Here is a 16,666-nt window from a genome sequence, read left to right as displayed (position 1 = left end):
TGGCCGTTCCGCGCCCGCCGATGGCTGATCACATCCAAACGTGATCGCCAATCACCACCAATACGGCCAGCGCCATCCCTCATAGCGAACATATGACGGCACCAGCGGCGGGCCGTAGGGATCGACGCGGTCGTCTTCAGGGCGATAGCGATAGCGCGGAACAATATTGTAATCCCACGGCGTTGGCCTCAGCACGGGCGCCGTGACGATGAGCCTCTCCTGCGGTGCGCGAACGACCACGGCCTTCCGCGTTCGGGCTTCAGCACCCGATGTCCCGAGACTGCACAGCGCCAGGGCCGTTCCGAGCGCACACGCGACGATCTTGATCTTCATGCGTTGGTCTCCTTCCCGCAAAAGAGTGCTCAAGGACGCAAAGCAAGGCAAGCGAATTCGCTCCCTTACGCGCGCGCACGGCGCAGAGCCTCCTCCAGCTTCCTCCGTTGCTTGTCCCAGCGGGTCTGCTCGGCATCGGCACGTTCGTCGAGCGCGGCTCGTTCGGCTTCGATGTCCTCCGCCCGCGCGTCGTGCTCCCGCCTCGCCTTGTCCAGTGCGGCTTCCGCTGCGGCAACGGCCTTGTCGCGACGCGCGCGCTGCTTGGCGCGGGCGGCCTCGTCCTTGCGGCGCTCGGCTTCGCGCCGCCGCTCTTCCTTCTCGAACGCCGCGGCGGCCTTGCGGGCTTGTTGATCGTCGATCTTGCGGGACGGTTTGTGTGCGCTCCTGGCCGGACGCTTGTTCGATCCGGGCTTTGGCTTTGGCTTTGGCTTGGCCTCATCGTCGGCGAGATCGGTCGGCAGCTCGGCGCTCTCGGTGAACGGGCCGTCCGAGCCGACAGGGCGCCGGAGCACCACGCCAGGGCTTGCCATGGTCGCGGCGACGATGTCGGGATCTTCGGTCTCCTTCGCGGCGCCCTGATGGAACAGGTTGGAGCTGGCGCCCCAGGCTTCCAGCGCCGCCTTCATCGAGGGCGCGGCGATGGCCTGGTCGTAGAAGCCGAGCGAGGTCCGGTAGGTCTTCAGTTTTCTTGCCGGTCTGCTTCTCGGTTTGGTTTTCAGTGTTTTTGGCATGTCGCCCCGCGGCCCTGGCGAGGCGATCTCCCTGGCTGTTCACCGGCGCCATCGTGCCATCATGCGCCTGTTTTGCCCGACGAGTCAAATTCAAATTCGGTATCGCCGAATTTGATCCGGAGGCTACGGGCGCCCCCTTGCCCGGGTCGAGACATTTTTCGGTATCGCAGAACTCTGAAATCGCAAGCGTTTTCTACTGTGCATGGGGTTGTTTTCGACTTTCTTGTGCCAGTCAGCCCCGTGCATCCCGCCTCGCCTGTGCCCTCTTGTTGGCCTGTGAAACCCGCCCGATCTTCGAGGGAGGGAGTTTGACGGTTCGACGACGGCTCGGCAGGGCACGCATGCCGTCATGTGATGTCGGCTGATTTTCCGGGCGCGCGAACTGCCTTGCGCGGCGCAGCGACAGCGCCCGTCGGGCGGCTTCGCCCAGCTCGCGCCTTGCTTCGAAGGCCTCGAGCCGTTTCAGCTCCTTGTTGACGCGCTTGAGGGCGGAGACAAAAACCTCCTTGCGCCGGAACGTGTTGGCCCCCGCCCCCGGCGTGCGGCGACCGCCGGGATCGGCCGCCCCTTTCGCGACGCGTCGCTGGCGGTGCGCGAGGGTTCGTTCCTTGTCGCGAAGCTCACGCAGCACGGTGCGCAGTTTCTCCAATGCCGCACGATCGACGTCGCCGATCGCGGGATGATGGGAGGTCAGAACGATCTGCTGCTCGTCATGATTCAAGATGCTGGATTCGAACTTGCATGGCGTCGACATCCTTCTCCTCCTTCGACGGACTGGAAAACCAGGGGACGTCGCTGTCGAGCGCGACATCCGCAGCGGCAAGGCGGCGGAAAAGCGCCCTGCGGCGGGCAATCGGAGGCCACTCGTAAAGAAAGATGTCGGACGGCTTCCAGATCGCAACCCAGCCGAATATCAGAAAGCTCTCCTTCAGGATCTGGGACACCGGACTCCCGTCCAGTTTTCGCAACAGCAGCCAGCCGAGCACCAGGCCGAGCGACAGGATGGAAAGGCCGACCGCAAGGGAGAACCGCCCGGACTTGAACAGCTCCTGCATCTCTCTGGTCATGGCCTGGCTTCTGTGGTCGAAATGATCCTTGATCGCGATGATGATGTCGCTTGCCGACGCCCGCGAAAATTCGTCCGACGGCAGATGAATGACGATCGCGATGGGAGCATCGATCGGCATCTCCTGCGCACGGGCGACAATGTAGTCTTCGGCCTCGTGCGCAAGCGCACTTTCCCTGAATGGCGACGGATCCAGCGTATTGAAGAGCTGCGACACCTTCCGAAGCTTGAGCTCGATGCGGCCGGTCGGCATGGCCATGGCACCCATTGCACTGCCTCGTGCAGTGACTTGTGCAGTGGCTTGGCATCGTGTGCCGGCAGCTGGCTCGCCGCCATCGGGAAATGTACTGGGAACCGGGGCGTAATACCGATATGGACTCTGCGCCGGTTACGGCAGCAAGCGTGCCCCTACGCCGCGTCGACGTCCGCAGGCGCCGGCCCCGCAACCAGCCCGTCGAGACTGACCATCAAGAGATCGGCGATGTGCATCAGCTGATAGAGCGGTATGTCCGCTTCGCCCTTCTCGGCCGATGACACGAAGGCGGGTGTGACGCCGATGCGCTCGGCCAGCTGGGCTTCGGTGTAGCCACGGGTCTCGCGCGCAGCCTTGACGCGCGCCCCGATCCCGAGCCGGTGCCGGGACTGTTCGTCCGCGGTCATCATGGCGGCCTGCTCGTCCGGGCTCGCATAGCCCTCAGCGAACGCGCTGCCGATCAGCCTCTCCTTGCGCCAGGCAAGCCGGCAATCCTTGCGCAGCCCGTTCGAGAAGATCACCGCAAACTGCTCCGGGACCCACAGCGAAGAGTTGAGTTGCAGGCGCGCGCCGGTGCCGGAGACATCGCGGATCGTGCAGGGCACGCTGACGATGCTGCCGGTGCCGTTGTCGAACTCGACAATGCCGGTCCGCAGCGTGTGATGCCTGATCGCAGCGCGATGATCGCTCATGACAGCTCCCGTAACCTTGCGGCGACATCGAACGTCGTGTCTGACGCAGCCGAAAAATCCGGGCGAAACTACCGCAGAATTTTTTCCTAACTGCTAAGCTTCCGCCGGTTCAACCGGGAGTGGCGGCCATGGTAAAGGAATTGCTCCCGCGCAGCCGCGTAGCCCGGATGAGCTCCTTACGACAAGGAATGATCCATGACCTCCGTCCTCCGTATCGCGGCCTTCTCCGACGGCAACACGGGCGGCAATCCTGCCGGCGTCCGGATCGGCGACGCCTTGCCTGATGCCGCGACCATGCAGGCGATCGCGGCCGAGGTCGGCTTCTCCGAGACGGCCTTCGCGGCGCCCGAGGGCGCGGCATGGCGCGTGCGGTACTTTTCGCCTGTCATGGAGGTGCCGTTCTGCGGACATGCGACGATCGCGCTTGGCGCGGCGCTGGCGCACCGGCATGGCGACCGCACCTTCACGCTGCATCTCAACGATGTCGTCATTTCCGTCTCGGGCCGCCGTGACGGGGACACCATCGCCGCGGCGCTGCAATCGCCGCCGACCCGCAGCGCGCCGATCGAACCGGCGCTGCGCGATGAGCTTCTCGCCCTGTTCGGCTATGCGGCCGGCGATCTCGACCCGCGGATTCCGCCTGCGAAGATTCACGCCGGGGCCGATCATGTCGTTCTCGCCCTGACGTCGCGCGAGGCGCTGGCGCGCATGGCCTACGATTTCGAACGCGGCCGCGCGTTGATGCAGAAGGCGGGGCTGGTCACCGTCGCCCTCGTGACCGCGGAGGGCGCGCTATCGTTCCACGTCCGCAACGCCTTTGCCGCCGGCGGCGTCGTCGAGGACCCCGCGACGGGCGCAGCCGCTGCCGCGTTCGCAGGCTATTTGCGCGACATCGGCTGGCCGCATGGCGGCGCCATCGACATCGTCCAGGGCGAGGACATGGGACTACGCTCGCTGATCCGCGCGGAGATCGGCGCGACGTCAGGCAGCTCGATCCGGGTCTCGGGAACGGCGCGTTTCATGGACGGGACGTGATCGAGCGGGCGGCGCCATCCATTGCGCTAGTTGGCCCTCAAACTCAGGATGTAGGCCGAAAGCGCGTCCGCCTGCTCTGTCGATATCACCAGGTTCGGCATGTTCTGGTGGCTGGTCCGCCAGAACACCTTGAGCGACAGTGCGGTGGTGCCTTTGCGATCGGCGATGGCCTGGAAGTTCGGGGCGTTGTCGAAGGACCCGGCCATGTGCGGCTCGATGGCGTGACACGTCTGGCACCATGCCTGCGCCAGACGATGTCCTTCGGAGACCGCGCGGGAGCCGGACCTCGGAGCCCCGGCCGCGGTGTGGACGACGCTGAAGAGAAACAACAGCGACAGCGCGATCAGGATGGCGATGCCGATGGAGATGCGAACGCTGTGCGACATGGCCACCCTCGCCATTGCTTCGTCGAGACAGAATCCTAGGTCGGCACACGCAGATGAAGTTGATTTGCGTCAAGGGAGTAGCGTCGGGCCCGTCGGAGAAGGTAAACCGAATTGTCCGCCGTCGCGCGGGGAGCGATGGCATGAGCAACGCAATCCCTGGAAGGGTCACCATGAACGGCAATCGCTATTACGGCGTCCGCGTCGAGGGCGCGAAATACGGCGTGGGCTTCGGCTCGGCGCTCGCCATCGCGATCTCCTACACCAACAACCATTCAATCCTGTGGGCGATCATCCACGGCATCCTGGGCTGGCTCTACGTGATCTTCGTCGCGCTATTCCGGTGATATCGCACCGGCAGGCGCTGGCCGCCCGGGCAATCCGCAGCTTTCCCTTGCTTTCCCGGTTCCCGCCCCTACGGTCGCGCCGCGAACGAAGCGTGAGACGAGACAGACATGACCGACACGATGAAATGCCCGACCTGCAGCTCCGAGCATGCCTATCAGGACCGCGATCTCTGGGTCTGCCCGGAATGCGGCCATGAATGGAGCGCTACGGCGGAGGCATCCGCGGACGCCGCGCAGGACACCGGCGTGCGCGATGCCAACGGCAATGCGTTGACCGACGGCGACAGCGTCATCGTGATCAAGGACCTCAAGATCAAGGGCTCGTCCTCGGTGGTCAAGGGCGGCACCAAGGTCCGCAACATCCGCCTCCAGGACGCCACCGACGGGCACAACATCGCCTGCAAGATCGACGGCATCGGCGCGATGAATCTGAAATCGGAGTTCGTGAGGAAGGCGTGAGCACGCGGCGAGCCGGCCGCGGTAACGCTAACGCCAGTTCCCATTCTGGAACACATAATTCCCCTTATCCCCGCGGGAAATCTGTGTAAGCTTCCTCCTGCCGGGAAGGCGTTTGTAGCTCGTAGCTATTTTTTCAACCCGGGGCTGGCTTTTCAAGAAAGCGCGTTTGATTGCATCACAGCTTTGAGACTTGAAGGGCCGCCCTCCGGGCGGCCTTCCCGTATTGGGCGTGCCTGATCCCTCTCCTCGTTCGGCAGTCTGGAGGATCGGGCCTAGCGCTGCCTCTGCGCCAGATAGAACCCGCACAGCACCGTCACGAGCCCCGCCGTCTGCAACATCGTCGGCGGCTCGCCGAGCAGGAGCCAGCCGGTGAGCAAGGTCAGCGCCGGCACACAGGCTGGAAACACCGCGGCACGCGCGACGCCGAGACGCTGAACGGAGACAGCGTAGAGATAGAGCGCGGCAGGTCCGGCGAGCACGCCCTGCGCCAGCGCCTGGATCGCGTTCTCGGTCACGCCGATCGCTGCAATGTGGGCGAGGCCGACGGTCGCGACGTAGACCGGCAACAGCAGCAGCGACAGCACGTTGATGACGAGCGCGGCCGACACGGCGGAGACGCGCCAGTGGCGCAGCAGCGCGCCGAAGCCGGCGAACATGAGTCCTGTCAGCACGAAGGTCAGATCGCCCTGCACGCCATCGGTCCCGATATGGCCGATCGATTCGGCGCCGATCACGCCGAGGCCGCCGACGATGACGATGGCGCCGGCAAGGCGCGAGGCGGAGATCCGCTCCTTCAGGAACACGGCGGCCAGCAGGAGGCCGCCGAGCGTCGCGCAGGAGGGCTGGATCACGCTGCCATGGCCGAGCGGCACGAACAGGAAGCCGGTGTAGGAGATCAGCGACATCACCGGGCCGCCAAGCACCATCAGCACGAGGCCCCTGCTCCAGCCGATGCCGCAGAGATCGGAGATGCCGGCGCGCGCGACCAGCGGCAGGAACGCGATGCCCGACCAGACATAGCGATGCACCAGCAGATCGACCGGCGTGAAGCCGACCTTGAGGCCGTGTCGCGTGCCGGCAAAGCCGAGCGCCCAGAACAGCGCCGCGGCAAGGCCGCAGACGACACCGAGCAGCGCCGGCCCCGTATCGTGCTTCTGAGAGAGAGCGTCAGCGCCGCTCGTCCGCTGATCCATGGGCAAGGCATTATGTCAGCAAATGAGCGGGCTCAACCCACGCAGGCGCAGGGCTGGCACGCGGCTCACGCCCCCTCACCGAACACCATCCGCCATCCCTTGCGCGTGTCCATGTATTCGCGCACCTCGCGGATCCTCTCGCCGGTCACGGTGAACACGAAGCAATAGTCGTTCTCGTATGGCTTGCCGCCGGGGAGCATCGCGCGCATCCGCTCCTCCACGATCACGACATCTCCGTCGGCGTAGACGCCGCGAAAGGCGATATCGACCTCTGAAAACAGCTTGTGCATCTCCTGCGCGATGAAACGCGCGATCTGCCGCGCCCCGACCATGTGATCGGTGTGATCGAGCGCGACCGCGGTGGCATTGCCCTTCGGCCCGATCCATTCGGCGTCGTCCGTGAACAACGCGGCGATGCGCTCGGCGTCGCGTGATGAAAAGGTCTTCCAGGCGTTCAGTACGACGTCCCTCGGGCTGGTCACGGCGGGCTCTCCGGCTGCATTGCGATGAGAGCTGCCTTCTAGGCTGCGATGCGCGGCGCGGCTCGCCACAATCGGACTCGGTCACCCCGCGCCTCTTCCGCCTGCGCGGACATACGCTATCATCCGGCCATGCTGAGCTTTGCGATCTGCAACGCCGCGCGCCTGCGCCGCGATCCCCGTTATGACGGCCGCTTCTTCACGGCGGTCAAGACGACGGGCATCTACTGCCGCCCGGTCTGTCCGGCCAAGCAGCCGTTGACGCGCAACGTTACCTACTATCCGACGGCAGCTGCCGCGGAGGCCGCGGGCTTCCGGCCCTGCCTGCGCTGCCGTCCCGAGACCGCGCCGTTCTGCCCGGCCTGGAACGGCACGCGCTCGACGGTCGCACGTGCAGTGAAGCTCATCAATGAAGGCGCGCTCGACGAGGATTCCGTGGTGACGCTGGCGATGCGGCTCGGCATCTCCTCGCGTCATCTGGCGCGGCTGTTCGAGCGGCACGTCGGCGCCACGCCGCAGCAGCTTGCCAAGACGCTGCGTGTCCAGCGCGCAAAACGCCTGCTCGATGCCGGCGACCACACCATGACCGATATCGCGTTCCAGGCGGGCTTCGGCAGCCTGCGCCGCTTCAACGCCGCGTTCGCCGAACTCTACGGCCGCGCGCCGTCGAGCTTGCGGACGACCGCTCAGAAAAATCCCGGGCTGAGATCGAGGCCATAGGTCAGGCTCAGCACGAACACGAACAGCGCGGCGGCGGCGAACAGAGCGGCGTGCCTGAGAATGAACGCGCGCGGCGAGACGGTGGCGATAACGGCTTTCTGCGCAACGGGCATGATGGCCTCCATTATGAATGATTTCAAAAATTGGCCGCGACCATGCGGCGGCCGCATCAAGCAGCGCGACGTGCAAATCAACCGTTAAAGGGATCACGCCCGTTATGAACGGACATACATGACCGGCCCATTCACGCGAACTTGTTCGCGGCCGGATTCTCAATCAGCGCATCGAGGCGCGATTGTCGGATCGAGAGATCTCGCGGCATGCTCGCGCGACCAGCGCGCGTCGTGATGTCTGCGATCGCCGCACGCGGCGATGCGCATGCGACGTCGTCATGTCCATGGCCGCATGACCCGGTGGAGCCCGCTCTCCGCGAGGCCCACCTGGTCTCAGGCGAATTCGTCTTTAGCGGGCTGCGCCGACGGTCGCGGTCTTCACCTTGCGAGGGCCGAGCACCTTCGCCTGGTGGACCGAGGCAACCGTGATGGGCGCCGAGACCTGCTGGTCGACATGCGCGGCACCGAGCACGCGGACCTGGAGGGGGGAGACCGGAAATCCGTTGGCCTCATAGGTCGGCAGCTCGGCGGCGAAAGCCGCGGTGCTGCCCGCGATCGTCAGGATGGTGGCGGCGATCGTCAAAGTCTTCTTGTTCATTGGTGATGCTCCTGAGTGGAAGATTCGGAGCACATTTAAGCGCGTTTTGCTGCATTGCGACATGCGCCGCTGCATTGCAACAACGCGCGCGGCGCATGGCAATATGTTTAATGCGTACAAGGCCTTGGCCGAATCACGTTAGCCGCGACATGACACTTTTATGGGCGGTGCTCAGCCACCGAGCACATTGCCCCAGCCGTCGAAGAGATAGGCCTTCCAGGCCACGGTTCCGTCCTCGCCCGGCCGGCTGGCCTGCCGGTAGTCGTCGGCGTCCTCAGCGGTCCAGGTGATGATCGTGTCGGTGAGACGATCGTGGAGGATGGCGGGCTCGGTGGGATCGAAGGCGTCCATCGGACGAAGCGAGGAATGCGTCATGGCGATCAACGCGCTGGCCGCAGCAAAGTTGCCGCGAGACATGGCGCACTCAAGGCGCCCCAAGGGGGGCGCTCCAGAGCAGGGACACGAGAGTGGAAGATGCGAGAACGCCCTATTTCAGCGCGCTCGCGAGCGATTGCAGCTTTGCGACGAGATTGGTGCCGAGCGCATAGATGATCTCGATGATGGCGAGCGCGATGCCGGCTGCGATCAGACCGTATTCGATCGCGGTGGCGCCGGATTCATCGGCGGCAAATTCGGCCAACAGGCATTTCAATTTCACAATCGTGTCCTTCCCAACTCCGCCGGAGATTGCCGGCGCGAGAGAAATGCACGGACACAATCCAAGATTGCGTAAATTCAGCCATCTCAATTTGACGACAATGAACGCCGCATTTTGCGAGCGTTTCCGGCGGTTCCGCCACTGGAACCATCATGGAACCCGCGCGTTGCACCTCGGCAACACCTGACCAAAAAGCCCGTTTTCGCCGAAATGCGCCATTGCGCCGCCACACGGTCCTCCGAACAATCGACGCGCTGCGTGCCTTTTCCGTGCAAGACTCTTGGCATCAAGACTGTTTGCATCAAGACTGTTCCGACAAGACGTGTCCGAACAGAACCGTTTGGAGGCAGGGATCATGAACGATCGGCGGTCTCTTCTGGTGGCGGTCTCGTGCCCCTCGGCGGTTCTCGCCGGCTGGCTGGCGCTCTCTCTCTCCGCCTATGCCCCGGCCCTCATCGAGAGCAGCGGCGCCAATGCGGCGGCCGTCTCGCGCGCGAAAGATCTCGGCCGCCTCGACCTCGCCGACGTCCCGCACGCTGCGACCATCGAGGATGGTGTCGCCTTGACCGCCGACGTCGCGGCCGCCGTCGCTGCGGCACCGAGCCTGGCGACCGCTGAAGCGGCAGCGCCCGAGGCGCCCGCCCCCGCCGTCAAAATCGCTTCGGCCGATGCGGCGTTGATCTTGCCTGTGGAGACCCCGCCGCCCGCGCCGCAGATCTCGCCTGAACCCGCGCCCGCCGTCAGCGAGGCTGCCCCCGCGCCAGAACCCGTCAAGCTCGCATCCGCCGATCCCACCGAGATCGTGACCACGGACGCACCGTCCCCCGCCGCGATCGCGATCGGACCGGCGGTTGCCGTGAGCAAGCCCTCGCCGCCTGCGGATACCGTCGCCGTGCTCGACGAATGCTTCGTGATGGACACCTGCATCGATCGCTATCTCTGGGCGCTCTATCAGCGCACCGCGAAGGAGGATTCGATCAAGGTGCAGGAGCGGCGCGCCGTCACCGTCAAGCGCAAGGGCAGGACGGTCACGGTGATGCGCAGCTTCACCAAGCTCGTCGACGAGGACTTTGGCTGGAAGGATCCGAAGGCGGCCGAGCATGCCGGCATGTCGATGATGGACTACGTCATCGGCGGCATGGACAAGAGCTTCAAGCGAAAGCTGTTTCGCACGCTGCTCGCGGCTGAAGCTGCCGGCCTCTCGCCGGGCATCACCAGCGCGTTCCGCGACGACTATCGCCAGTCGATCGCGAGCGGCCTGAAGGCCGCCTCCGACCGCTCCTATCACGGCGGCAGCACACGCGGCGGCTACGGCCACGGCATGGCGGCCGACATCGTCAGCACCCAGGGCAACAACCGCGCGCAGCGCTGGGTCTCGACCGAAATCCTGTGGAAGTGGGTCGACGCCAACGGCAAGGCGCTCGGCATCGGCCGGCCCTATCTCGGCCGCGATCCGCCGCATGTCGGCCCGATCGACGGCCTGGAATACATCTCCAAGCGTGGCACGTCGGATCGCAAGGAAGCAGCCAACGTCAAGCCGAAGAAGATGCGGGCTGTCGCCAGCGCCAAGCCGCCAAAGGCACAGGCCGCGCGCGAGAAGAGCCCGGCCAGGCCGCAGAAATCAGCGCAATCGAGCGGAAAGCGCGCGACCTGAGACCGTCAGGCCTTGGGTCCCGGGGCCGGCAGCGGCACGAGCCGCATCTCGGCGGTGCCGGCTTCCTGCGTGCGCACCAGCACCGCGAAGATGGTCTCGACGGCGAGCCGCACCGCGGCCTCCATCGCCTGGCCCCTGGCCAGATACGCCGCGATCAGGCCGGTGAGGAGATCGCCGGTGCCATAGTGGCGGATCGGCAGTCGCGGCGTCGCAAAGCGCGACAGCTGACCGTCCGCGCACAGGATCGTCTCCACCTGCCCTTCCGCCGTGTCGACGAGCGTGCAGCCGGTCACGACCACGTCAATGCGGCCCGCCCCGGCCAGCGCCGCACATGCGGCACGCAGGCCCTGCGCATCCGCGACGGTGAGGCCCGCAAGCAACTCGAGCTCGAACTGGTTCGGCGTGATCAGGTTCGCGGCCGGCAGCAGCCGGTGCCGGACCACATCCAGGATGCCGTCGGCGACATAGACGCGGCCGTCGTCGCCGATCACGGGATCGCAGAGATAGACGAGCCTGGAATTGCGCGTGAGCGCCCGCTCGACGAAATCGGCGACCACTGCGGCATTGCCGGGCGAGCCGAGATAGCCGGTGACGAGCACGGCGGCCTCGTCGACGAGATCGCGCTCCTCGACGCCCCTCAGGAGATCGGCGACCAGCTCGGTCTCCAGCACCCGCCCGCGCAGGCTCGGATAGCGCGGATGGTTCGACAGCAGCGTCGTCGGCACCGCGGCAACGTTCACGCCCTCGGCCTGCATGGCATAGGCGGCGGCGCTGTTGCCGACGTGGCCGTGGACCACCTGGCTTTGAATGGAAATGACGAGCATTGAAGGAGGTCCGGTCGGAATCAAGACGTTCGGTGGTGCAAGAGTAGCCCGGATGGAGCGAAGCGTAATCCGGGAATGGCACCGCGCACGCGCAAAAGCGGATGTCAGGATTGATCCCGGCGCCGCGCAAGCTCCCCGAGATAGGCGCAGAACATGTCGACGAGCCCGTCGGCATGATGCGCGATCTCGGCCTCGCTGCGCGGCGTCTCCGAAAACCGCTTGCCGACCTCGCTCAGCGTCGTCGTGATCAGCTCACCGGCGAGCTCCCGCGTCGTATCCGATGCCTTGGGCAGCGCCTCCCGCATGAAGGCCGCGACGATGCCTTTGCCGGCGGTCCGCGCGTCGTGCGCCTCGGGCGCGTCGCGATAAAGCGGCGCGGCGTCATTGAGAGCCGTGCGGATCGCAGCCTCCTCGCACTCGGAGCGGATAAAGGCGTGGACCAGCGCGCGCAGCCGCACCAGCGGCGGCTTTGCCCGATCCGCAAGAATGCCGCGCAGCAGCTCGCTCGTGCGCCGCCACTCGTCGCTCTGGAGGCGGAACAGGATCGCCGCCTTGTTCGGGAAATATTGATAGAGCGATCCGACGCTCACCCCGGCCCGCTCCGCCACCCGCGCCGTGGTGAAACGCTGCGCGCCCTCCTTCGCCAGAACCTGAACAGCGGCATCGAGAATGGCCGTCACCAGCTCGGTCGAGCGGGTCTGTTGCGGCTGCTTTCGCGAGGAAATTGAACGGCTTCGACGCTCGATCATGGCTTGCCTGGACAATGCGAATAGGAAATGCGACGAATTAGTCGTATTTCAGCCTCCGCGCAAGCACGCGCTTTTTCGCGAACCCGGAGACGACAAATGCCCACCCCGACCATCGAATTGCTTGCGCCGCTGCTGGATCGCCTCTTCCTTGAGGCCGACGCAGCCAGAGGTGCAACACATGCCGCCATCGCCGGTTTGACCGACGCAGACCGGGCGCGGATGATGCAGAGCAAGACCGCATATCGCGATCTCTATGGACGTCTGAAGGACGTCCCGCTCGCGGTCTCTCGCGAGACCGGCGCGCTGCTTTACATGCTGGCGCGCAGCTCTGGCGCCCGAACGATCGTCGAGTTCGGCGCCTCGTTCGGCATCTCGACCCTGCACCTCGCCGCAGGCTTGCGCGACAATGGCGGCGGCCGCCTCATCACGAGCGAATTCGAGCCGTCCAAGGTGGCGCGGGCGCGCGAGAACCTCTCCGCCGGCGCCCTGATCGATCTCGTCGAAATCCGCGAGGGCGATGCGCTGCAGACGCTTCGCGCAGATCTGCCCGATCCGATCGACCTCGTGCTGCTCGACGGCGCCAAGGCGCTCTATCCGGAGATCCTCGATCTTGTCGAAGACCATCTCAGGCCGGGCGCGATCATCGTCGCCGACAATGCCGACGACAGTCCTGACTATCTGGCGCGCGTACGCAGGCCCGGAAGCGGCTACATGTCCACGCCCTTCGCCGAAGACGTCGAACTCTCCGTGCGGATCGACTGATACCGGTCGAACGCCGCGAAATCCTGGAGCCGCCGCGCGATTCATCACGCGGCGGCTCCACGCTGCCGTTCCCACGTGTCGCAGCCTCGTCACTCACACGTGATACCCGACTCTGGCCCAAGCGACGTTGCGCGTGCTAAACATACCTACCGCGCGGTATCTTTCGCGCCTACATGAGCTCATCATGACGTCCGCCTTCAATGCCTACGCAGCGCTCGCCCTCGCCATCGTTCTCGAGGTCACGGCTTCCGCCTTCCTGCAGCAATCCGCGCAATTCACGCGGCCCTGGCCGACGCTGGCCATGGTGCTGTTCTACGTCGCCTCGTTCTACGCGCTGTCGGTCGCGATCCGGGTCATTCCCCTGAGCATCGCCTACGCGATCTGGGGCGGGATCGGCATCATCCTGACCGCCACCGTCTCCTTCGTGCTGTTCCGCCAGATGCTGGACGCCGCGGCCTTCGTCGGCATCGGCCTGATCGTATCAGGGGTCGTGATCATCAACCTGTTCTCGCAGAGCACAGTGCATTGATGCCGGAAAGCGCCTACACCCGCGCTAAGCAGCCGGAGCAGGTCCGGCGCGCCCTGCTCGACTGCGCCGCGGCGATCGCCATGGACCATGGCGTCGCCGGCGTCACGGTGCAGGCGGTCGCGGCGGCGGCCGGCGTCACCAAGGGCGGGCTGTTTCATCACTTTGGCAGCAAGCAGGCGCTGATCGAGGGCCTGTTTGCCGATCTCCTCGCCCGCGTCGATGCGGAGATCGACGCGAGCGTCGAAGCCGATCCGAAGCCGCGCGGCAGCTTCACGCGGGCCTATGTGAATGCGGTGTTCACCGGCAAGGCCTTCGGCTTTTCGACCCCATGGGCGGCGCTGAGCATGGTCGTCGTCACCGATCCGCCGCTGCGCCGGCTTTGGAACGACTGGATCAAGGCGCGGCTGAAGCGTCATCGCACGACCGACGGCACGCCCGATCTGCACATCGTCCGTCTCGCCGCCGACGGCGCCTGGCTCTCCTACGTCACGACGGGACAGACGCGCATGAACGCCGAGCTCCGCGCCGTGCACTCACGGCTGCTCGCGCAGACCTATCGCAAGCGCTAGCTAGAGCATGATCCGGAAAAGTGTGACGCGGTTTTCCGAAAAGATCATGCTCAAACAACAGCCTAAAACGCGATGACGATTCATCCTAGTCTCATCGCGCTTTACTGGCTCTGCACCGGCTTGGGCGGACGCGGTGCAGATCGGGACGGCTTTGCGCCAGGCTTGGCCGCGGCCCGCGGCGGCGGCGTATCGACCGATTCCAGATAGGCGGCGAGCGCCTTGGCCGAGTCGGAGCTGGTCGCGTAATGATCCCTGAGGAACCAGGACAGCGTCAGGCTGAAGCGCCCTTGGGCAAGGCCGCGCGGGCTGCGATGGCAGGTCGCGCAACCATCGGCAAAGAGCCGATCCGCCGACTTGCCGGCGTCGAGATTTTGCGCGGCGGCAACCGTCGCCGTCAGCACGGCGGCGGCTGCAAGAGTCATCAGGGGCGCGAACACATCGCGCCCCAGTCGAAACAGCATCGTCAATGTCGTCCCCTGGCCCCGTCGCGCGGTCACGCCGCCGAAAGCTGATCGAATTCGGGCGGCGCGTAGGCCTTGCCGTCCTGGTCGGTGATGACGACCTGCCACCCTTCGCTCGCCCACACTTTTGCCTTCGCCACGATGAGCAGCCGGCTCTCGCGGGCGAAACTGTACTTCGCGTTGTCGCGTTCTGCGATCATTTTGTAGGCCAATGCGTGTCCCCTTGCGTAGCCCTGCACCCGTTCTCCTCGTGGCAGCGGGCTTTGGCGGCAATTCGCCGGGAGCGTGGCAATTTGGTGCCATCCGCAGGCAGCATTGCGCCGGCGCGCCCGCGGCCGGCTGACCGGATCGAGCACACGCATCAGGAAACGCGATTCCGCTTGTCGCAGGCATTCTTGTCATGCCTGCGACGGCACGGAGCCGTCATCAAATCATGCTGGACGGTAGCCGGCGCCGGCCCGTCACGTCAGCGACGGAACCGATCGCACCATCTCCAGGTTCCGCTAATGGACGCGGATGACGTGGGGGCGGCCGAGATCGATCAGCCCCTGCACCGCCGAGAGGCGGTCGTCGAGCGCTGCGATGGTGAGCAGCAGATTGTTCCGGCGCTCGTCGAGCATTCCCATCTCGGCGCCGGAGAGCTTTGTGCTCGTCCGCTCCTTGTGAATCCCGTCGAGGGATTTGCGCAGTCCGGCGATCAGGCCGGCCAGCTGCTTGGCCTCTTTGGTCATCGATCGCTTCGCGACATTTTGGCGGCGCGTGTCCGCCTGACTCTGTCTCATCATCATCCTCCCGTGCCCCGCTGCCCCGAGTGGACGGTTACATCTTTGGATAGACGTCTTACGATCAATGAAATCTGCCGGCGAAGAACTTTCTTAAATTGTACGCGCACGGAACCGGAACCCGACCCAACAGAAAGCCCGGCACGAGGGCCGGGCTTTCGTTGACGACATTAGTGCTTTTGATGATCGCCGCCGGGGCCGCCAGCCGGCGCGCCGCCACGCGGAGCGGCATTGATGTGCGGAGCACCGCCGCCTCCACCGTGCGGCATTGACGGTGCAGCCGCGCGCGGCGCCGGCATCTGCGCGCGCGCATTCATCGGCGAACCGTGGCCCGCATTCGGCTGCGCCACATGCGGCATCGCGGGCCGGGCTGCCGGTGCGGCCGACACACGTGGTGCTTCATGCGCGCGGGCCGTTGGCTGGGCACGCGCCGCAGCGCGGCTCGCGGCCTGTTCGTGCATCATGCGGGCCTGAGCATCGCGCGGATTGCGAGTCTGCACATTGGTCCGCTCATGCGCGATGCGCTCGCCCCGTCCGGCTCGCGTCCGGTCGGCGGCAACCGCAGCGTCGCGTTTCGTAATCGCAGCGTCGCGCTTTGCGATCGTAGCGTCGCGCGTCGCGATCGCGGCGTCGTGCTTCGCGATTGCGGCATCGTGCCGTGAGGTCGTAGCGTCACGTCCGGAGACCATCGCGTTACTCTTGGCACCCTTGGCACCCTTGGCGCGCACACCGTCGCGCTCCAATGCAACCGCCGCATCGCGCGTCGCCGCGCGACCGATGCGAGCCGCGCGCGGATCAATCGTCATCCGCGTCGCAACGCGCTGGTGCGAGGTCCAGTAGTTATTCCAGTAGGCGTGGCGCTGATACCAGGGCCGTCCCCCGTAATAGCTCGACCAGTACGAGGTCAGCACGAACGGGACGACGGGCACGCCGATCTCGTCGACATAATCCGGGAGATAGACGTAGTGATTGCGGTAGAGATATTCGAGATATTGCGACGACACCCAGCCGCGATCGTCGGAGAAGCTCACGTCGCACCAGGCATTGCCGCGCAGGCAACCATGGATGTTGACGCGGGCGCCCTCGGGGATGCGATCGACCAGCGGAAAGCCCGAACCCGGCCCGGCGCGCAGGCCGGTCGAGACGGTGACGATGCCCGGCGCGGCCAGCGCGGCCGTCGGCGCGAGCAGCAATGCTGCAACCAGAATGCTCTTCAATTTCATGGCGCGTTCCTCCTCTTCCAGTTGGAACGCGCAAGCGGAATGAGCGTTCCGCG

The 16,666-nt window shown here is 65.5% G+C and carries 26 protein-coding genes; 8 read left to right on the top strand and 18 right to left on the bottom strand.

Annotated features, from left to right (window positions below):
• Positions 1-51 precede the first annotated feature (51 nt).
• The 5 genes from RAD15_RS03835 to RAD15_RS03815 all read right to left on the bottom strand — a co-directional run bounded on the left by RAD15_RS03835 (position 52) and on the right by RAD15_RS03815 (position 3,075).
• Positions 52-333, bottom strand: coding sequence for a hypothetical protein (locus RAD15_RS03835; RefSeq protein WP_458174493.1), 282 nt, complete (start codon positions 331-333; stop codon positions 52-54).
• Positions 334-398: 65 nt separating this feature from the next.
• Positions 399-1,064 (bottom strand): cell envelope biogenesis protein TolA, encoded by a 666-nt coding sequence (locus tag RAD15_RS03830; protein ID WP_458174491.1) that lies wholly within the window; start codon positions 1,062-1,064, stop codon positions 399-401.
• A 232-nt stretch (positions 1,065-1,296) separates the two neighbouring features.
• On the bottom strand, positions 1,297-1,818 hold the full coding sequence (locus RAD15_RS03825) for a hypothetical protein (protein ID WP_458174489.1): 522 nt from the start codon (positions 1,816-1,818) through the stop codon (positions 1,297-1,299).
• Complete coding sequence (locus tag RAD15_RS03820; protein WP_458174487.1) at positions 1,775-2,398, bottom strand: hypothetical protein; 624 nt, start codon at positions 2,396-2,398, stop codon at positions 1,775-1,777. The genes RAD15_RS03825 and RAD15_RS03820 overlap by 44 nt, the downstream gene beginning before the upstream one ends.
• A gap of 140 nt (positions 2,399-2,538) precedes the next feature.
• Complete coding sequence (locus RAD15_RS03815) at positions 2,539-3,075, bottom strand: helix-turn-helix domain-containing protein (RefSeq protein ID WP_458174485.1); 537 nt, start codon at positions 3,073-3,075, stop codon at positions 2,539-2,541.
• A gap of 195 nt (positions 3,076-3,270) precedes the next feature.
• Between RAD15_RS03815 and RAD15_RS03810 the strand changes: the two genes are divergently transcribed.
• Positions 3,271-4,110, top strand: coding sequence for a PhzF family phenazine biosynthesis protein (locus RAD15_RS03810; RefSeq protein ID WP_458174483.1), 840 nt, complete (start codon positions 3,271-3,273; stop codon positions 4,108-4,110).
• A 26-nt stretch (positions 4,111-4,136) separates the two neighbouring features.
• Here the strand turns inward: RAD15_RS03810 and RAD15_RS03805 are convergent, their stop codons facing one another.
• Complete coding sequence (locus RAD15_RS03805) at positions 4,137-4,496, bottom strand: c-type cytochrome (protein ID WP_458174481.1); 360 nt, start codon at positions 4,494-4,496, stop codon at positions 4,137-4,139.
• Between the two features lie 140 nt (positions 4,497-4,636).
• On the opposite strand from RAD15_RS03805, the gene RAD15_RS03800 reads away from it, so the two are divergent.
• Both RAD15_RS03800 and RAD15_RS03795 read left to right on the top strand, forming a co-directional pair.
• The gene (locus RAD15_RS03800; RefSeq protein ID WP_458175048.1) at positions 4,637-4,840 is read left to right on the top strand and encodes a hypothetical protein; all 204 of its coding nucleotides are present in this window, start codon (positions 4,637-4,639) and stop codon (positions 4,838-4,840) included.
• A gap of 108 nt (positions 4,841-4,948) precedes the next feature.
• Positions 4,949-5,299: a zinc ribbon domain-containing protein YjdM gene (locus tag RAD15_RS03795; RefSeq protein ID WP_458174479.1), complete on the top strand. Its 351-nt coding sequence runs from the start codon at positions 4,949-4,951 to the stop codon at positions 5,297-5,299.
• 272 nt (positions 5,300-5,571) lie between these two features.
• On the opposite strand, the gene RAD15_RS03790 is transcribed toward RAD15_RS03795, so the two are convergent.
• Complete coding sequence (locus RAD15_RS03790) at positions 5,572-6,492, bottom strand: DMT family transporter (protein ID WP_458174477.1); 921 nt, start codon at positions 6,490-6,492, stop codon at positions 5,572-5,574.
• A gap of 65 nt (positions 6,493-6,557) precedes the next feature.
• The gene (locus RAD15_RS03785; protein ID WP_458174475.1) at positions 6,558-6,974 is read right to left on the bottom strand and encodes a nuclear transport factor 2 family protein; all 417 of its coding nucleotides are present in this window, start codon (positions 6,972-6,974) and stop codon (positions 6,558-6,560) included.
• A 129-nt stretch (positions 6,975-7,103) separates the two neighbouring features.
• Here RAD15_RS03785 and RAD15_RS03780 point away from each other — a divergent pair, with 129 nt between their 5' ends.
• On the top strand, positions 7,104-7,691 hold the full coding sequence (locus RAD15_RS03780) for a bifunctional transcriptional activator/DNA repair enzyme AdaA (RefSeq protein ID WP_458174473.1): 588 nt from the start codon (positions 7,104-7,106) through the stop codon (positions 7,689-7,691).
• Here the strand turns inward: RAD15_RS03780 and RAD15_RS03775 are convergent.
• From RAD15_RS03775 to RAD15_RS03760, 4 genes are all read right to left on the bottom strand, one after another.
• Positions 7,658-7,804, bottom strand: coding sequence for a hypothetical protein (locus tag RAD15_RS03775; RefSeq protein WP_458174471.1), 147 nt, complete (start codon positions 7,802-7,804; stop codon positions 7,658-7,660). The two genes, RAD15_RS03780 and RAD15_RS03775, sit on opposite strands and share 34 nt — an antisense overlap.
• Positions 7,805-8,153: 349 nt before the next feature.
• Positions 8,154-8,402, bottom strand: a complete 249-nt coding sequence (locus tag RAD15_RS03770) for a hypothetical protein (RefSeq protein WP_458174469.1) — start codon at positions 8,400-8,402, stop codon at positions 8,154-8,156.
• A gap of 171 nt (positions 8,403-8,573) precedes the next feature.
• Positions 8,574-8,819 carry a hypothetical protein gene (locus RAD15_RS03765; RefSeq protein WP_458174467.1) on the bottom strand — a complete coding sequence of 82 codons (246 nt, stop codon included), beginning with the start codon at positions 8,817-8,819 and terminating at the stop codon, positions 8,574-8,576.
• Positions 8,820-8,889: 70 nt separating this feature from the next.
• A complete protein-coding gene (locus RAD15_RS03760) occupies positions 8,890-9,054 on the bottom strand; it encodes a Flp family type IVb pilin (protein WP_458175031.1) in 165 nt (54 codons plus the stop codon).
• 361 nt (positions 9,055-9,415) lie between these two features.
• Here RAD15_RS03760 and RAD15_RS03755 point away from each other — a divergent pair, with 361 nt between their 5' ends.
• On the top strand, positions 9,416-10,714 hold the full coding sequence (locus RAD15_RS03755; protein ID WP_458174465.1) for a hypothetical protein: 1,299 nt from the start codon (positions 9,416-9,418) through the stop codon (positions 10,712-10,714).
• Positions 10,715-10,719: 5 nt separating this feature from the next.
• Here RAD15_RS03755 and pdxY read toward each other — a convergent pair whose 3' ends face one another.
• Together pdxY and RAD15_RS03745 are read right to left on the bottom strand one after the other, a co-directional pair.
• Positions 10,720-11,538, bottom strand: a complete 819-nt coding sequence (gene pdxY, locus RAD15_RS03750) for a pyridoxal kinase (RefSeq protein ID WP_458174463.1) — start codon at positions 11,536-11,538, stop codon at positions 10,720-10,722.
• Between the two features lie 104 nt (positions 11,539-11,642).
• Positions 11,643-12,287 carry a TetR family transcriptional regulator gene (locus RAD15_RS03745; RefSeq protein ID WP_458174461.1) on the bottom strand — a complete coding sequence of 215 codons (645 nt, stop codon included), beginning with the start codon at positions 12,285-12,287 and terminating at the stop codon, positions 11,643-11,645.
• Between the two features lie 96 nt (positions 12,288-12,383).
• Here RAD15_RS03745 and RAD15_RS03740 point away from each other — a divergent pair, with 96 nt between their 5' ends.
• The 3 genes from RAD15_RS03740 to RAD15_RS03730 all read left to right on the top strand — a co-directional run bounded on the left by RAD15_RS03740 (position 12,384) and on the right by RAD15_RS03730 (position 14,147).
• Positions 12,384-13,049: an O-methyltransferase gene (locus tag RAD15_RS03740; RefSeq protein ID WP_458174459.1), complete on the top strand. Its 666-nt coding sequence runs from the start codon at positions 12,384-12,386 to the stop codon at positions 13,047-13,049.
• A gap of 184 nt (positions 13,050-13,233) precedes the next feature.
• Entirely contained in the window at positions 13,234-13,578 is a 345-nt protein-coding gene (locus RAD15_RS03735) for a DMT family transporter (RefSeq protein ID WP_458174457.1), read from the top strand.
• Positions 13,578-14,147 (top strand): TetR/AcrR family transcriptional regulator, encoded by a 570-nt coding sequence (locus tag RAD15_RS03730; RefSeq protein WP_458174455.1) that lies wholly within the window; start codon positions 13,578-13,580, stop codon positions 14,145-14,147. The genes RAD15_RS03735 and RAD15_RS03730 overlap by 1 nt, the downstream gene beginning before the upstream one ends.
• 101 nt (positions 14,148-14,248) lie before the next feature.
• Here the strand turns inward: RAD15_RS03730 and RAD15_RS03725 are convergent, their stop codons facing one another.
• The 4 genes from RAD15_RS03725 to RAD15_RS03710 form a co-directional block, all read right to left on the bottom strand.
• On the bottom strand, positions 14,249-14,569 hold the full coding sequence (locus RAD15_RS03725; protein ID WP_458175029.1) for a hypothetical protein: 321 nt from the start codon (positions 14,567-14,569) through the stop codon (positions 14,249-14,251).
• 71 nt (positions 14,570-14,640) lie between these two features.
• Positions 14,641-14,847, bottom strand: coding sequence for a hypothetical protein (locus RAD15_RS03720; RefSeq protein WP_458174453.1), 207 nt, complete (start codon positions 14,845-14,847; stop codon positions 14,641-14,643).
• Between the two features lie 264 nt (positions 14,848-15,111).
• Complete coding sequence (locus RAD15_RS03715) at positions 15,112-15,390, bottom strand: hypothetical protein (protein ID WP_458174451.1); 279 nt, start codon at positions 15,388-15,390, stop codon at positions 15,112-15,114.
• A gap of 170 nt (positions 15,391-15,560) precedes the next feature.
• The gene (locus RAD15_RS03710) at positions 15,561-16,613 is read right to left on the bottom strand and encodes an SH3 domain-containing protein (RefSeq protein WP_458174449.1); all 1,053 of its coding nucleotides are present in this window, start codon (positions 16,611-16,613) and stop codon (positions 15,561-15,563) included.
• Between the last annotated feature and the right edge of the window lie 53 nt (positions 16,614-16,666).

The organism is Bradyrhizobium sp. 14AA (assembly GCF_054185205.1).
Note: the sequence above shows the minus strand (reverse complement) of the source record. Positions and strands in the feature narration are given on the sequence as shown.

Excerpts from the sequence above, each read along its gene's own strand:
- RAD15_RS03835 (WP_458174493.1), bottom strand. The coding sequence starts at position 333 with ATGAAGATCAAGATCGTCGCGTGTGCGCTCGGAACGGCCCTGGCGCTG.
- RAD15_RS03830 (WP_458174491.1), bottom strand. The coding sequence starts at position 1,064 with ATGCCAAAAACACTGAAAACCAAACCGAGAAGCAGACCGGCAAGAAAA.
- RAD15_RS03825 (WP_458174489.1), bottom strand. The coding sequence starts at position 1,818 with ATGTCGACGCCATGCAAGTTCGAATCCAGCATCTTGAATCATGACGAG.
- RAD15_RS03820 (WP_458174487.1), bottom strand. The coding sequence starts at position 2,398 with ATGGGTGCCATGGCCATGCCGACCGGCCGCATCGAGCTCAAGCTTCGG.
- RAD15_RS03815 (WP_458174485.1), bottom strand. The coding sequence starts at position 3,075 with ATGAGCGATCATCGCGCTGCGATCAGGCATCACACGCTGCGGACCGGC.
- RAD15_RS03810 (WP_458174483.1), top strand. The coding sequence starts at position 3,271 with ATGACCTCCGTCCTCCGTATCGCGGCCTTCTCCGACGGCAACACGGGC.
- RAD15_RS03805 (WP_458174481.1), bottom strand. The coding sequence starts at position 4,496 with ATGTCGCACAGCGTTCGCATCTCCATCGGCATCGCCATCCTGATCGCG.
- RAD15_RS03800 (WP_458175048.1), top strand. The coding sequence starts at position 4,637 with ATGAGCAACGCAATCCCTGGAAGGGTCACCATGAACGGCAATCGCTAT.
- RAD15_RS03795 (WP_458174479.1), top strand. The coding sequence starts at position 4,949 with ATGACCGACACGATGAAATGCCCGACCTGCAGCTCCGAGCATGCCTAT.
- RAD15_RS03790 (WP_458174477.1), bottom strand. The coding sequence starts at position 6,492 with ATGGATCAGCGGACGAGCGGCGCTGACGCTCTCTCTCAGAAGCACGAT.
- RAD15_RS03780 (WP_458174473.1), top strand. The coding sequence starts at position 7,104 with ATGCTGAGCTTTGCGATCTGCAACGCCGCGCGCCTGCGCCGCGATCCC.
- RAD15_RS03775 (WP_458174471.1), bottom strand. The coding sequence starts at position 7,804 with ATGCCCGTTGCGCAGAAAGCCGTTATCGCCACCGTCTCGCCGCGCGCG.
- RAD15_RS03770 (WP_458174469.1), bottom strand. The coding sequence starts at position 8,402 with ATGAACAAGAAGACTTTGACGATCGCCGCCACCATCCTGACGATCGCG.
- RAD15_RS03765 (WP_458174467.1), bottom strand. The coding sequence starts at position 8,819 with ATGTCTCGCGGCAACTTTGCTGCGGCCAGCGCGTTGATCGCCATGACG.
- RAD15_RS03755 (WP_458174465.1), top strand. The coding sequence starts at position 9,416 with ATGAACGATCGGCGGTCTCTTCTGGTGGCGGTCTCGTGCCCCTCGGCG.
- pdxY (WP_458174463.1), bottom strand. The coding sequence starts at position 11,538 with ATGCTCGTCATTTCCATTCAAAGCCAGGTGGTCCACGGCCACGTCGGC.
- RAD15_RS03745 (WP_458174461.1), bottom strand. The coding sequence starts at position 12,287 with ATGATCGAGCGTCGAAGCCGTTCAATTTCCTCGCGAAAGCAGCCGCAA.
- RAD15_RS03740 (WP_458174459.1), top strand. The coding sequence starts at position 12,384 with ATGCCCACCCCGACCATCGAATTGCTTGCGCCGCTGCTGGATCGCCTC.
- RAD15_RS03735 (WP_458174457.1), top strand. The coding sequence starts at position 13,234 with ATGACGTCCGCCTTCAATGCCTACGCAGCGCTCGCCCTCGCCATCGTT.
- RAD15_RS03730 (WP_458174455.1), top strand. The coding sequence starts at position 13,578 with ATGCCGGAAAGCGCCTACACCCGCGCTAAGCAGCCGGAGCAGGTCCGG.
- RAD15_RS03725 (WP_458175029.1), bottom strand. The coding sequence starts at position 14,569 with ATGACTCTTGCAGCCGCCGCCGTGCTGACGGCGACGGTTGCCGCCGCG.
- RAD15_RS03715 (WP_458174451.1), bottom strand. The coding sequence starts at position 15,390 with ATGAGACAGAGTCAGGCGGACACGCGCCGCCAAAATGTCGCGAAGCGA.
- RAD15_RS03710 (WP_458174449.1), bottom strand. The coding sequence starts at position 16,613 with ATGAAATTGAAGAGCATTCTGGTTGCAGCATTGCTGCTCGCGCCGACG.